Raw genomic sequence first — 13,459 nt, forward strand, 5'->3', positions numbered from 1 at the left:
CAAATGGTGAGCCATGAAGGATTCGAACCTTCGACCCTCTGATTAAAAGTCAGATGCTCTACCAACTGAGCTAATGGCTCGTGCTGTTTCGTCCGAACCAATCGAACAAAAGTGGTGCCGGCAAGAGGACTTGAACCCCCAACCTACTGATTACAAGTCAGTTGCTCTACCAGTTGAGCTACACCGGCATGGTGCATAGTGTATTCTTTTCGATTCGCCTTAGTTGCAGCGAAAAGGGAAAAAGCTTTTATGGTAAGTTATTTTCACTCTGCTTCGCTGCGAGGAAAAATTCAATAACTTCAAGGTAAGTTATTTTCACTCCGCTTCGCTACGTGAAAAAACTATGGTGGAGGATGACGGGATCGAACCGCCGACCCTCTGCTTGTAAGGCAGATGCTCTCCCAGCTGAGCTAATCCTCCAAAATGGTGACCCATACGGGATTCGAACCCGTGTTACCGCCGTGAAAGGGCGGTGTCTTAACCGCTTGACCAATGGGCCGTTATGTACGCGTCTCTTAAGGACAAGAATTACTATATCATCATATTTCGCAGAAGTCAACTTCTTTTCAAAAATATTTCTTTGAACTAGATGTTTTTTTCAGCAGGTTAACCGCTAGAAGATTAAGATACCATATATACGAGTATTTCCACAATATAAATGTGTAGGTTTTTCTTGAAAATAAAAAAGACAGCTACAAGAGCTGTACAAGTTTGTCTCCGTGATACCTGGACTTTTCCTGATATTTATTCAACAAACTGCTGTCGCGGGTCGTATCCAGACGATAATTGAAGGTGAAGAACCAGAACTTATGCCATTCCCTTAAAAAAGTACGAAGCATCGCGATCCCTCCTGGTTGGTTGATCTTGTTGCCTTTAGTTTATCAAAGGAATGTAAAGATTATGCTAAGGACGGGTTTGAATGATGTAAAGTTTAATTTGCAACCATACTGCCCGGCCTTCACCGGGCAGCCCACTTAGATTTCATTGGTCTCGATCAGCTCCCATACCTGCAGGACGCCAGTAGAATCTGTGATCCTATACGTTGTCTTGTAGCTTTTACGGGACACTTCTCCAGCCGAATCCTCGATATCGAAGGTTTCCTGTGTGGTGACAAGGTAGCCCTCCCCGTCTTCTTCTATACTAATAACCTTAAAATCAATGACTTCCTCCTTTATATCATTTTCATAAAGATACTCAATGAAATCCCTGGACTCAGCGTAAGCTTCTCCATCCGGATGATGCATGTACTCCACGAGCCAAAAATCTCCCTCGTTCCTTGCCTGTACGCTCTCATACGTATAATCTTCTATAAAGGTGCGGATATTTTCCTCAGTCCGTTCTGCTTCGAGAGCCTCTTCGGCTTCCTGTTCGAAAGCTTCTTCTTCTGCTTCACGGATGCCATCGAGTTCAGGATACTCAAACGACAGGAAGTTGGATCCGGACGTTTGAATCTTCAGCGGTTCAGACTTGTAGGTCTTTCCTTTATACTCGAACTCCCCTGTCGCTGTGACGGAACCATCCGTAGCAAACGGACCTAATGGCGTATCATAAGGAAGCTTCTCTTGCTTCTTTCCGTTGATGAGTAGCATACTGATCTCGCCGTACTCATCTAAATAGACATATCCCGCTCCAAAATCCATGCTCACCTCAAGTTCATTGTCATAGGCCTCTGTGAAGGAAAGATCCTGTTTTTCTTCAAAAGTGGAATAGCTCCCGTCAAACGTCCCTATAAGCGGCCGTCCCCCCGGCAGCACTCCTTTTATGACGTGATTTCCCTCACTGATCGTGACCTTCTCTCCATCAAGAATCACCTCGAAGGTCTCAATATCGGAATACACGGCCATATTGAACGGAATGACTTTAAGTGTATACGTATCATATATTCCGAATGCCTTCTCTCCTTTCATGAAGGTGAAGAGCTCATTCCCGTTTTCATCGGTGATCGTGGCCGGGGCAAGTTTCCCGTCACGGAAGGATCGGGCATGCTCTTCGAGTTGATCCGTCAGGTAGGGTAGATCAGTATCCAGATAGGCAAGATACGACTTCATCCCCTTCTCATCTTTCCCCTGTTTTATACTGTCGAGGTTCATGATCTTCTCCGCTCTTTTAACGTCTGCTTTCGACACGGCCGCTGCAAAGCTCTCGACCGTCTTATCCGGTGTATAAAGGGACTTCATATATTGATGTCCCCCGTACAAGCCACCCATGAGGAGAAGGGCGGTGATCAGGAGGATCTTATGAGATTTCTTCCATGGTTTTCGCTGTTCAGACTGGGACAATGGCACCTCTTGCTTTCCCTTGATGGGTACCCCGCATTCTTTGCAAAACGTCTGTCCTTCTGCATACTCTTTGCCACATTGTTTACAAAAGCCCATTCGGCATGCCTCCTCTATATTCATCTGGAGAGAGATTGCTTATAAGATATCGTCGAAGTTAATGGACCTTAACCCTGCAACAAGAGCATCCAACAGATACTCCCCGATCAATCCAAGGACCACCAGGGAAACCACATAGATCAACAAAGTGGTAAGAACGACATCCAGCCCTCCCTTATTCGTCTGATCGAGACTCCTCAGGATAAACGGTGGGATCAGGAAGACGGCACCCATGATCGACAGGAGGAAGATGTAGCCGAATACATTGAATCCGAGTAGGGATAGGATGATGCCTGCTGCGCAGAGTGCCATCAGCGGGACGAGAAGGGCCCCATAGCGTGCCGCGACTAATTGGAAGGATGCATTTAGCTTCGAAAGCTTAGCGCCCAGGAACGTAAGGGAAACCATGACCAGCATGAGAAGCATTACAGCTAGGACGGGTTTGGTGATGACGGAAATCTTGAGGGAATCATCGACGAGGCCGTTAATCGTGAAAAGGAAATCCTCAAGCTCCCAGCCAATCAGCTTATCCATATCTTTAACGAATCCTTTGATATTCTCCTTTATCCCGTAAAACACCATGGCAGGAAGGAACAATGAAAAAAGGACAATGGTAATAAAGCCATTGATCAGATGGGCATTCCCGATTTCGCGTATTTTGACATGAGGCGCCTTCAACTGATCGAGGAAATAGCCGAAATAAATCTTCGAGGCATTTTTAGCGGTCTCGAGCTGCTGATTGGGCTGGATCTGCACTTGAGCACTCGCAGCTGCAGGGATCTCCCCTTCCCCCAGTCTCGCCCCGCAATTTTCACAGAAGTTCCCTTCGTCGTTCGCATGCTGACAATTTCCACAGATTTTCATCATCCCACTCCCTTGTTATCAATCTTTATCTCTACGACTTTTATCATATTGACCCTTTTGGAAAATATTCCTTTTTTCACCTTCAAAAAAGATGACCTTAAATATTGAAGATCACCCTACTATGTACCATAGTGGTCTTTTTCTAAGGATCCCATCAGTCCCACACATCGTTTCTATTAATATGGTAGATCGAGGATCGATTCATAAAAAAAGATGATCCCCTCTTGGATGGGGATCATCTTCTTCATGCATTTCATATCTATTGTTCGTTCGTATCGATCAGCTTATTGACCTGATAGCCATCATCTGTCGATATCACTTTGTAGACCGTATCATACGTTTTCTCATTCTCGCTGCCGTCAGCGGTAGTGATGCTGAAGGTGTCTTCGAGATGAACAATGTAGGCATCGCCGTCCTCTTCGATATCACCGACGGTCACATCGATGACATCTTCCTTCGTACCTGCCTTAAACAGGTCCGCCGCGTATTGTTCAGCCTGTCCGTATGCTTCACCGTCCGGATCATGATATGGGGCGGCACCGGAGAAGTCCCCGGTGTTCCTGGCTTCTACGATTGCATAGGTGTAGTCTTCTATGAACTCCGTCAGTTCGGCATCCACATCAGGTTCCTCTTCTTCCTCGTCCCATGAGCCGTACCATGCGGCATCCTGCTCCTTGATGAGTTCAGGATACTCAAAGTATAGATATTCAGAAGAAAGATTCGTCACTTTGATAGCATCGGATGTATAGGTTTTATCCTTGACCGTATGCTCGGCGACGATTTCCACTGAACCGTCCGTCGGGAACGGTCCGATCGGCGTCTCATATTTCACCTGATCTTTCATCTTCTTACCGTTAATCAGAAGCGCAGACACTTCCTCGCTGTCAAATTCATCAAGGAAGACATATTTCCCTGCAAAATCAATGGTCAGATCGAGCTGGTTTTCCGTTGCACCGGTGAAATCCAGCTCCTCTTCTTCCTTGAACGTCGAGTACGGGGTTGTCAATGAAGCTGCAAGCTTCGATTTACCTGGTAAAAGCCCAGTAAGCTCTGCTTGCTTATCCTTTGCTTCTTTTTCCTGGCCTTTCAGGGTAACGGTATATGTGTCGAGGTTGGCATCCGTCACCACATCGAATGGGATGACTTTCAGTGTGTATGTATCATAGATTCCAAGGAACTTCTTCCCCTTGGTAAAATGGAAGAGTTCATTCCCTTGCTCATCGGTAATCTCCGCTGCAGCTGAAGTCCCTTCTTCAAAGGAAGCAGCCTGTCCTTCGAGTTGATTCACAAGATCCGGTAGATCTCCTTGAAGATAGGCAAGATACTTCTTCACTTCTTTGTCGCCTGTATCCTGTTTAATATCCTGAAGATCGAATACTTCCCTTGCCTTCTTCAAATCCTTGTCCTTCACGGCTACCGTGAACCCATCGACCAATTTATCCGGAGAGTGGGTTGCCTTCAGGAAGAAATGGCCGGCTGTCCCTGCTGCAACCAAAACGAGGATGCTCGCAGTAATAATTTTCTGCAGCGTAGTCCACTGCTTTCGTGGCTTTGACGGTGCCTGCTTTTCTACCGATGCTGAAAGAGGAGTTCCACAGTTCTTACAGAACTTCTTCCCTTCTTCAAACTCTGCACCGCAATTCTTACAAAATCCCATTTGCATGTCCCTCTTTCTTTCATTGCTCTATTAGAATGGAGAAGAAAAGATACCAAGGCTATCAATCATATTCATGATGAATCCTCTTAAAATCAAAGCGAATACGATAAATGATGCCACGTACGTTAGGATGATCCCGTAAAGAGGGTCAAACTTGGAGGCAATGTTCCTTGTATAACTCATGACCACGATTGCAGGTGCGGTGAAGATGGCACCGAACAATCCGAGTCCCAAAACGAATACAAATTCATAAATCTCAAACAGGGACATGAGCAGTCCGAGTACAAACACGGCAATGAACGGTACTAAAATCGCACCGAATCTGGCTACGGCAGACCTGAATGTCACTTGTCCCCCAACCACCTTCACTGCACAGAATGTGAAGACACTCATAAGGAAAACGAAAACTGCCATTGCAAGGGTGGGCTTAATCACGATGGTAAGGAAAGCTGAATCCATATACCTCCCATAATCTCCAAGTGCAACATACATGGAAAGGGGCAGGATCAGAGAATAAAGGATAATCGTAATAAGGCCGTTCACAAAATGCTCTTCACCGATCCGGCTCCCCTTGGCAAGCGGTGATTTTAATAGGCTCATAAAATAGCCGAAATACAACTTAGACACATTCTTCGCTTTCTCAAGATGCTCGTTGGGACGGACAGCCTCTACACTTGCTGCTGAAGCACCTCCCGAAACAACCGTTTCCCCTTCTGTCAATCTCGTACCGCACTTCTCACAAAAGTTCCCGCCATCATTCTGATGATGACAATTCGGACATGTTATCATTTAAACAACCCTTCCTGATTCTTTTTGACTAATACTTTAGAATTAACTTATCTCTTTGTAGTTTCGGTATGAAACGAGATTTGTGAAGTGATTTTGTAAAAAAAGAGAAAATAAAAAAACAGCTTCTATATAAGAAGCTGCAGATGAAATCTATCATGAAGATACATTTTCCTTTTTCGTCGTGATTTCCACCTGGGAGAGCGCCCTCCAAATGGTGAAAGCAGAGTAGAGTACAAGTAAAACCCCTGGAATGATGAGCATCAGCGCCCCATTTTTGGAATCCATGAAGCTCATGAAATATCCGATGAAGGGAATGGTGAACCCTTCGTACTCAGCTACGACATTGGCCGGAAGCACCAAATCCATATCGGCAGCTTGGTTATTATCCCCTTTGGTCTTATAGGATATCCCTGCATCATTAGACATGACCTCAGTGATCCTATGGGTGACAAGGATGTTTTCATCTTGTTTAAACGTGATAACATCGCCTTTTTTAAACCGATTCATGTCCCCGCCAGGCTTCACGGCAATGATGGATCCTGTTTTAACCCCTGGTTCCATTGATCCGGAAAGAACGGTCTTAATCTGGTACCCAAAGAAATTCGGTTCTCCTCCAGAAGCCTTGGAGGAAATGACCACAAATATCATGGCGAACAATACAATGTATAAGACGGTGGTGATACTGACGGATGCAAACTTCATCACTTTTTTCATCAATTATTCATCCTCACTTTTTGTATCTTGTTTGTCTAATTGCTGGGATTGGACCGCCGGTTCAGGTTGACTTTGTGTAGCGGGTGCTTCCTCTGCCGGTCTGGGTTCTTGGGGCGCCGGATCGGGCTTAGACTTTTCCTCCGGTTTTACCTCTGTAGCTGTTTCGTCATCAGACAGCTTCACTTCTGTCTGATGCTCTGGTGGATTAGTTTGCTCTTCTTCAATGATGGGGGCTTTTTCTTCCACGGCTTTACCTTTTTCGCTCGTATTCGCTTTTACGCAATCAATGGTAATGGACTCGCTCCATAATTCATGTCTGTCTTCATTATTATTTCCATGTCCCGGCCTCTGCAAAGCCCGAAATTTATATACACCTGTTTCACGGGCCATGTAAGTAAGATAGACAGTTTGATTCTTTTTAAGAGGGTTTATCAGCCCTTCGTATACTTTTTGTCCCATCTTCGGATTACCTTTAAGCGCAAAATACACTTCATATTCTGTAGTACCTTGCATTGTCTCCCCTTTATTCATAATGGGAGCAGATATTTTGATAGGGGGACACCCCTTGACTTTCTGATCAGATGATCCTGTGAATTTAAGAGAGCTCTTGTCCCAATCGTCTTCTTTTTCCCATATAGCAGCAGTAATGCTACCTTGCAATTCCTCACGATCGTTAAAGTAAGCACCTGTTTGCCCTTGAATAGATTGGCAAATCAAGGCAAAGACGAACCAAATTGCACAGAGTTGCCCTATCACTACGTGCTTATTTGACATAGACTTGATAATGGTTTTTATTCTAATAAAAATCACATCCCTTAAAAGAATATGAATAATTAGTGCTCTAAAAAAGATACATTAAAATTAATATATCTTTTCCAGAAAACTAATTACATAGAAGTAGGAGAAGGATGTTGGCCAACATCCTTCCCATTAAAAAATTATTGTTTTCGTTCCCCTGCAGTTTGCTTACCAATAAAGGACCACTTCAACTCCAATTTATCTCCTTGGAATTTATTCTGATCTTTGTCGTTTTCTTTAAATGAAAACTGTACAGTAAACGAACTCTCATTCTTACTCTTAAACGAACCACCTTTATGAGCTGCCTTTAAATACTTGTTCATAATCACTTTAGGGTCAGTAGCTTTAAGCTCCGATAAGGTAGTATCATGGAATACTTCCTCATGTCCTGAGTTGTTGTAAAAGAAATCTACTTGAATATGATCTCCAAAGTCTTCGCCTCCATTATTATTCTTTGCATCAATGACTGTATACTCAGTTATCATGTCGATTGAACCTATATCAAGGCTGCCATTATTCACAAGTTTAAAATCTTTTCTAACCCAATCCCCTGGTTTAAGATTTTCAACTTTTACAAGGGTAGTTGGGTCTACATTAAGATCTAGTGTACCCGCAGCAAATGTACCGGTAGCTTCAGCCGTATCACTAAAATACGCATATGTACCCCCACCGATCAACGATAACCCCAATACTGCAGACGCTGCACCCAAACCTAGTTTTTGCTTAATTCCCATTCCATTCCCTCCAATGTTTTCAATTGAGATCATCAAAAAGTTTTTTGTTCTTTTTAACGAACTTCACTTCCACAGTATAATCCATTGGTCGCATGAACAAAAACCCGGAAAATGACCAAATGTTCTTTAAAAAGAACATTTTTCCAATACTATCTCACTCTCACTCACTTTTTCTACCTTTTCTACAATTTACTAGTTCTTTATAACTAACTTCCCGACACAAAAAAAACCCCTCAACAGAGGGGTCTCCACTATCCTATATAGTTCAAGCAGAACTCCAGGTCCGCCTTCAGGTGTTCTTTCATAAGAACTTCAGCCCTGGCGCCATCGTGAGCGGCGATGGCCTTATAAATTTCTTCGTGTTCGTCAATCAGAAATGGTCGCTTGTAGGCGACGACGGTCTTCCTGAAGAGGTAGATGATGGACTGCATGCGGTCGATGATATCAACCATGACGGGGTTACGGGTGGCCTGGATGATGATGTCATGGAATTCGAAGTTGGCTTTCATGATTTCTTCCTTGGTGCCGTTCCTTCCGATCTCTACGCACTCTTGCAGCCGTGCAAGCTGCTCTTCGTTGAGGTATTGTGCGGCGCTTCTGGCGGCGGCCCCTTCGAGGAGGATCCGGACCTCGAAGACATGGCGGAGATCGGTTTCCGTCGGATTCACGACCCTTTTCTTCTCGAGGAGGCCTTCTTCGTCCAGCTTGCGGATCGCTTCCCTCACGGGGGTGCGGCTCAGGCCGAGTTCTTCGGCGAGGCGCTCCTCCACAAGCTTGGTACCCCCTGGAAAACTGCCGTTCAATATTTTGTCCCGTATATACTCATATGCTTGCAGGTACGCTGTTTGTGATGCTTTCGGCAATGTAATCGACCTCTACTCCAAGAGATTCGGTCTTCCTCCCTTTTCCAAACGTGTCATGTTCAAAGTATAGGACGATTTCCACCTTTTTAAAAGGATTTTTAGAAATAGTATACATTTTAATATTTTTCGTATACAAAAATAATGTAAACGTGTACAATGAAATCAACCAAACTGAAAGCACTTACAAAAGGAGTGAAATTCATCATGAAAACGATTGGATTTATTGGACTCGGAATCATGGGGAAGCCGATGGCGCTGAACCTCATCAAAGGTGGATATGACGTAAAGGTCTTCGATATTAACGAAAATGCCGTAGCGGAACTTGCTTCACAAGGAGCGACACCTGCTGTATCTCCAAAGGCAACGGCGGAAGGCAGCGATGTCATCATCACAATGCTTCCAAAATCGGAACATGTATTGAGTGTTGTCTTGAATGAAAACGGTGTCATCCATGGTGCGAAACCTGGAAGCATCGTCATCGATATGAGCTCCATCACGCCGGTCGTATCAAAGCAGATTGCCGAAACCCTTGCTGCTTCAGGCGTGCATATGATGGATGCCCCGGTGAGCGGCGGGGAACCGAAAGCGATCGACGGGACCCTCGCCATCATGGTCGGGGGCAAGCCTGACGCATTTGAGAGCGCCCTTCCTGTTCTTCAGTGCATGGGCACATCCATTACCCTCGTCGGCGATCACGGATGTGGCACGACGGCGAAGCTTGCGAATCAGATCATGGTGAACGTGAATATCGCCGCCATGTCGGAAGCTCTCGTCCTCGCAGCCAAAGCAGGGATCGACGTGGAGAAGATGTACGAAGCGATCCGCGGCGGACTTGCCGGCAGTGCCGTCCTCGATGCCAAGGTGCCCCTCATCCTTGAGCGGAACTTTGAAGCAGGCGGACGAATCGATATCAATCTGAAGGATCTGACCAACGTCATGGATACTGCTCACTCCATCGGGGTGCCCCTTCCGATCTCGTCTCAGGTACTCGAGATCTTCCACAGCATGGCCCTTGACGGGAAAGCGGCGGATGACCACGGCGGCATCGTCCAGTACTATGAGAAACTGGCAAAAGTCGAAGTCCGAAAGGGTGTTTCCATATGAGGGAAGCAAGCATCCTCGAACACTATCAACCTTATAATCAATCAGAACTCGACACACTGTGGGAAAAGAACCGCCCTGCCCTCCAACATAAGATCGTCGTTCTAGATGATGACCCGACAGGCGTCCAGACTGTCCACGGTGTTTCTGTCTATACGGATTGGACGGAGGAAACGATCACGAGCGGATTCCAGGAAGAGAATCAGATCTTCTTCATCCTGACGAACTCCAGGGCATTCACAGAGAACGAAACAACCAAGGTACACCAGGATATCGCCAACCGGGTGGAAGCCATTTCGAAAAAGCTCGGCGTCCCTTACCTGATTATCAGCAGGGGAGACTCCACCTTGAGGGGGCATTACCCACTTGAGACGGAGGTCATGAAAGACACCATCGAACAGCGCGGAGGTATCATCCAGGACGGCGAAGTCATCCTTCCCTTCTTTAAAGAAGGCGGGCGCTACACGATCGATGACACCCATTATGTGCAGGATGGTGACAGTCTCATCCCTGCCGGTGATACAGAGTTTGCAAAGGACCGGAGCTTCGGCTACCGTGCCAGCCACCTCGGGGAATGGGTGGAAGAAAAGACGGACGGTCGCTTCAAGAAAAGCGATGTGACCTCCATCACCCTTGAAGAACTGCGAAGCCTGTCCATCGGCTCCATCAAAGAAAAGCTCATGGGGGTTCACGATTTCGGTAAGGTGATCGTGAATGCCATCGATGAGAACGACGTCAAATTTTTCGTCCTTGCCCTGATTGAAGCGATCAACTCTGGGAAGCAGTTCATGTTCCGCACCGCAGCAGCCTTCACGAAGGTAATCGGTAACATCTCCAGCCGCCCGCTCCTTGAACGTGAGGAACTCATACTAGAAGATTCCGAGCACGGCGGACTGATCATCGTAGGATCCCATGTCAAGAAGACGACGGATCAGCTCAATGCACTCAAAGAACTGAGCAGCCTCGAGTTCATCGAATTCGACTGTCACCTTGTCGGAAATCAATCAGCATTCGCAGGAGAAACAGACCGGGTCCTGCACCTGGTGGAGAACAAACTTTCAGCAGGCGTGACGACCGTCGTCTATACGAAACGGGAACGCCTCGACCTTGGGGAAGGGATGGAAGAACAGGAATTGATCCAGTCTGTACGAATCTCGGAGGCCCTGACAAGCATCGTGCGGAACTGCGCCGTCCGTCCAAATTACATCATCGCAAAGGGCGGGATCACCTCGAGCGACGTCGGCACCAAAGGGCTTCAGGTCAAGCGGGCAACCGTCGCCGGCCAGATCGCACCGGGTATCCCGGTCTGGAAAACGGGTCAGGAAAGCACCTTCCCGCATATCCCATATGTCATCTTCCCCGGCAATGTCGGCGGGATCGAGACATTGAAGGATGTTGTACTGAAACTGGAAAACTAACGTAGGGGAACAACAAAGGGGGACACATTCATGGTCACTGGGAATATGTTAATCGTCATCTTCATTCTTTCTTTAGCCGCACTCTTCTTCTTGATTCTAAAACTGAAGCTCGAGCCGTTTCTGGCCCTTATCGGTGTCGCACTCGCCACGGCCGTGGTCATCGGCATCCCGGTAACGGAAGCACCGAAGATCGTCACGACCGGATTCGGGAACACATTGGCAGGAGTCGGGATCCTGATCGGACTCGGCGTCATCTTCGGTCAGTTCCTGGCTGCTTCGGGAGCCGTTGAAAAGATTGCCCAGGCTGTCCTTCGCGTCTTCGGCGTCAAGAAATCTCCTGCCGGCCTTGCCTTGACCGGTACAGCCGTATCCATCCCGGTCTTCTTCGATGCTGCCTTCGTCATCCTGAGCGGGTTGATCAAGAGCCTATCGAAGAAAACGGGCATTTCCATCGTTTCATTCGTCACTGCACTCGGAGTCGGCTTGATCGTCTCTCACAGCATGATCGCACCGACACCAGGCCCGCTTGTGGTCGCAGAGAATACCGGTGCAGACCTTGGGCTCTTCATTCTGTACGGCATCATTTGCGCCATCCCGGCTACCCTTGTGGGAGGATATCTCTACGGGATGTTCATCGGAAAACGCGTCAAGCATGACGGAGAAATCGAAGAAGGCGTCATCGACCCTGTCGTGAAGCCGAAAAAAGAGATCAGCACGGGCCTCTCGTTCTTCATGCTCGGTCTACCGATCATCTTGATCCTGGCCAATACTGTCTCTCAGCTTGTCCTACCTGAATCAGGCATCTCGACCATCCTCAGCTTTGTAGGGGAAAAGAACGTCGCCCTCTTCATCTCGGTGATTGTCGGTGTGATCGTTTTGACTCCGTACATCTCACAGCCAAAGAGTGAATTGTACTCAGAAGCCATCAACTCGGCGGGAATCATCATCCTCATCACCGGTGCCGGCGGCGCATTCGGGGCTGTGATCAATGAAAGCGGAATCGGTCAGTACCTGATCGATACGATGCAAAACTGGAGCATCCCTGTACTCCTCCTTGCCTTCATCTTCTCCCAGATCCTGAGGGCATCCCTCGGATCATCGACGGTGGCACTTGTGACAACCTCCAGCATCATGGGGCCTCTAGCGGTGGATCTCGGTGTGACGCCGATCCTACTCGGGCTCGCGATCTGTGCCGGTGCGGTCGGACTGTCCATGCCGAATGACTCAGGTTTCTGGGTGGTGAAGAACTTCGGGAAGCTCACCATCCCGCAGACATTGCAGGCGTGGACGATCGGTGGATTCGTGGCTGGCGTCACGGCCCTTATCACCGTCTATATCCTGAGCCTCTTCTCCGGAATACTACCGGGACTGTAATCAAAACGGCCCAACCTCAATGGTTGGGCCGTTTCTCTTTCATCCTGCTTCTTCCCCGTCTCTCTCCAGCAGCTTGACAAGAAAACGGAGATCCGTGGCCACATGATCATGCATGGCCTTTGCCGCTTTTTCCCCGTCCCGGTTGGTGAGGTGCCGGGAAATCTCCATATGCTGATCAAGGATTTCCCGGCATCGCATCCGGTCTTCCACATTCATCCGCCGGTAGAAAAACGTCAAGGCACGCATCTGCTCCAACTGATCATGGAGGCGTGTATTATGGCTTCCTATGATGATGGCGTCATGGAACTTACTATTCAACGATATCAACTGAACCGACGAATCCTCCCGATTCTCCTCATATACCTTTTGCGCGATCTGCACGCGCTCATGAGCCGTACGGATTTCCTCTTCCGACGCATGCTCGCAGGCAAGGGAGACGGCGAGGGACTCAAGGACCTGACGACACTGATAAATATCCTGCACATCTTTAATAGAAGGTTTATACACGCTCAATCCCTTTTTCGGGTCGAACAGGATCAACCCTTCCTGCTCCAATGTTTTCATCGCTTCCCTCACCGGACTTCGGCTTACGCCGAACTCCCTGGCAAGCTGCGCTTCGAACAGACGCTCTCCCGGTTCATAATGACCCGTCACGATCCTTTCCTTGATGGTCATATGAAGCTGTTCATGATAGGATTGGGGTTTCTCAATGGATGTCATCCGTGTCACCTCATCAACTGAATTGTTTAATGATTCATAATACTCATTATGT

General features: G+C 47.3%; 13 protein-coding genes and 4 tRNA genes. 3 read left to right on the plus strand and 14 right to left on the minus strand.

All coding sequences use genetic code 11. The features are described from left to right. Window positions 1-4: 4 nt before the first annotated feature. The 13 genes from ACNA6I_RS19505 to ACNA6I_RS19565 form a co-directional block, all read right to left on the minus strand. Window positions 5-80: transfer RNA gene (locus ACNA6I_RS19505), tRNA-Lys, on the minus strand. A 32-nt stretch (window positions 81-112) separates the two neighbouring features. Further along, window positions 113-188 (minus strand) — tRNA-Thr (locus ACNA6I_RS19510). A 156-nt stretch (window positions 189-344) separates the two neighbouring features. Then, window positions 345-420 (minus strand) — tRNA-Val (locus ACNA6I_RS19515). A 4-nt stretch (window positions 421-424) separates the two neighbouring features. Continuing rightward, a tRNA-Glu gene (locus ACNA6I_RS19520) sits at window positions 425-499 on the minus strand. Window positions 500-692: 193 nt separating this feature from the next. Next, a complete protein-coding gene (locus ACNA6I_RS19525) occupies window positions 693-839 on the minus strand; it encodes a hypothetical protein (RefSeq protein WP_156183389.1) in 147 nt (48 codons plus the stop codon). Between the two features lie 135 nt (window positions 840-974). After that, the gene (locus tag ACNA6I_RS19530; RefSeq protein WP_416313999.1) at window positions 975-2,375 is read right to left on the minus strand and encodes a TcaA NTF2-like domain-containing protein; all 1,401 of its coding nucleotides are present in this window, start codon (window positions 2,373-2,375) and stop codon (window positions 975-977) included. Between the two features lie 39 nt (window positions 2,376-2,414). Continuing rightward, window positions 2,415-3,242, minus strand: coding sequence for a hypothetical protein (locus ACNA6I_RS19535; protein ID WP_416314000.1), 828 nt, complete (start codon window positions 3,240-3,242; stop codon window positions 2,415-2,417). 256 nt (window positions 3,243-3,498) lie between these two features. Continuing rightward, window positions 3,499-4,896: a TcaA NTF2-like domain-containing protein gene (locus ACNA6I_RS19540; RefSeq protein WP_416314001.1), complete on the minus strand. Its 1,398-nt coding sequence runs from the start codon at window positions 4,894-4,896 to the stop codon at window positions 3,499-3,501. A 30-nt stretch (window positions 4,897-4,926) separates the two neighbouring features. Then, a complete protein-coding gene (locus ACNA6I_RS19545; protein WP_197082212.1) occupies window positions 4,927-5,616 on the minus strand; it encodes a hypothetical protein in 690 nt (229 codons plus the stop codon). 222 nt (window positions 5,617-5,838) lie between these two features. Further along, window positions 5,839-6,399 carry a signal peptidase I SipW gene (gene sipW / locus ACNA6I_RS19550; protein ID WP_416314002.1) on the minus strand — a complete coding sequence of 187 codons (561 nt, stop codon included), beginning with the start codon at window positions 6,397-6,399 and terminating at the stop codon, window positions 5,839-5,841. Window positions 6,400-6,402: 3 nt separating this feature from the next. Beyond that, complete coding sequence (gene tapA / locus ACNA6I_RS19555) at window positions 6,403-7,173, minus strand: amyloid fiber anchoring/assembly protein TapA (RefSeq protein WP_416314003.1); 771 nt, start codon at window positions 7,171-7,173, stop codon at window positions 6,403-6,405. A 164-nt stretch (window positions 7,174-7,337) separates the two neighbouring features. Then, window positions 7,338-7,964 carry a TasA family protein gene (locus ACNA6I_RS19560; protein ID WP_416314004.1) on the minus strand — a complete coding sequence of 209 codons (627 nt, stop codon included), beginning with the start codon at window positions 7,962-7,964 and terminating at the stop codon, window positions 7,338-7,340. A gap of 218 nt (window positions 7,965-8,182) precedes the next feature. Further along, window positions 8,183-8,800 carry a GntR family transcriptional regulator gene (locus ACNA6I_RS19565; protein WP_148794706.1) on the minus strand — a complete coding sequence of 206 codons (618 nt, stop codon included), beginning with the start codon at window positions 8,798-8,800 and terminating at the stop codon, window positions 8,183-8,185. Window positions 8,801-8,950: 150 nt separating this feature from the next. On the opposite strand from ACNA6I_RS19565, the gene garR reads away from it, so the two are divergent. The 3 genes from garR to ACNA6I_RS19580 are packed head-to-tail and all read left to right on the plus strand — an operon-like array spanning window position 8,951 to window position 12,687. Further along, on the plus strand, window positions 8,951-9,898 hold the full coding sequence (garR, locus tag ACNA6I_RS19570) for a 2-hydroxy-3-oxopropionate reductase (protein WP_416314005.1): 948 nt from the start codon (window positions 8,951-8,953) through the stop codon (window positions 9,896-9,898). Further along, window positions 9,895-11,313 (plus strand): four-carbon acid sugar kinase family protein, encoded by a 1,419-nt coding sequence (locus ACNA6I_RS19575; RefSeq protein WP_416314006.1) that lies wholly within the window; start codon window positions 9,895-9,897, stop codon window positions 11,311-11,313. Before garR ends, ACNA6I_RS19575 begins: the two co-directional genes overlap by 4 nt. A gap of 30 nt (window positions 11,314-11,343) precedes the next feature. Then, complete coding sequence (locus ACNA6I_RS19580; RefSeq protein ID WP_048012425.1) at window positions 11,344-12,687, plus strand: GntP family permease; 1,344 nt, start codon at window positions 11,344-11,346, stop codon at window positions 12,685-12,687. 39 nt (window positions 12,688-12,726) lie between these two features. Here ACNA6I_RS19580 and ACNA6I_RS19585 read toward each other — a convergent pair whose 3' ends face one another. Beyond that, window positions 12,727-13,407 carry a GntR family transcriptional regulator gene (locus ACNA6I_RS19585; protein ID WP_416314007.1) on the minus strand — a complete coding sequence of 227 codons (681 nt, stop codon included), beginning with the start codon at window positions 13,405-13,407 and terminating at the stop codon, window positions 12,727-12,729. Window positions 13,408-13,459 lie beyond the last annotated feature (52 nt).

This window comes from Rossellomorea sp. FS2 (genome assembly GCF_047915635.1).
In the GTDB taxonomy this organism is placed as follows: domain Bacteria; phylum Bacillota; class Bacilli; order Bacillales; family Bacillaceae_B; genus Rossellomorea; species Rossellomorea marisflavi_A.

Coding starts and splice junctions, on each gene's coding strand:
- ACNA6I_RS19535 (WP_416314000.1), bottom strand. CDS start 3,242: ATGATGAAAATCTGTGGAAATTGTCAGCATGCGAACGACGAAGGGAAC.
- ACNA6I_RS19585 (WP_416314007.1), bottom strand. CDS start 13,407: ATGACATCCATTGAGAAACCCCAATCCTATCATGAACAGCTTCATATG.
- ACNA6I_RS19540 (WP_416314001.1), bottom strand. CDS start 4,896: ATGGGATTTTGTAAGAATTGCGGTGCAGAGTTTGAAGAAGGGAAGAAG.
- ACNA6I_RS19580 (WP_048012425.1), top strand. CDS start 11,344: ATGGTCACTGGGAATATGTTAATCGTCATCTTCATTCTTTCTTTAGCC.
- ACNA6I_RS19560 (WP_416314004.1), bottom strand. CDS start 7,964: ATGATCTCAATTGAAAACATTGGAGGGAATGGAATGGGAATTAAGCAA.
- sipW (WP_416314002.1), bottom strand. CDS start 6,399: ATGAAAAAAGTGATGAAGTTTGCATCCGTCAGTATCACCACCGTCTTA.
- ACNA6I_RS19575 (WP_416314006.1), top strand. CDS start 9,895: ATGAGGGAAGCAAGCATCCTCGAACACTATCAACCTTATAATCAATCA.
- garR (WP_416314005.1), top strand. CDS start 8,951: ATGAAATCAACCAAACTGAAAGCACTTACAAAAGGAGTGAAATTCATC.
- tapA (WP_416314003.1), bottom strand. CDS start 7,173: ATGTCAAATAAGCACGTAGTGATAGGGCAACTCTGTGCAATTTGGTTC.
- ACNA6I_RS19525 (WP_156183389.1), bottom strand. CDS start 839: ATGCTTCGTACTTTTTTAAGGGAATGGCATAAGTTCTGGTTCTTCACC.
- ACNA6I_RS19530 (WP_416313999.1), bottom strand. CDS start 2,375: ATGGGCTTTTGTAAACAATGTGGCAAAGAGTATGCAGAAGGACAGACG.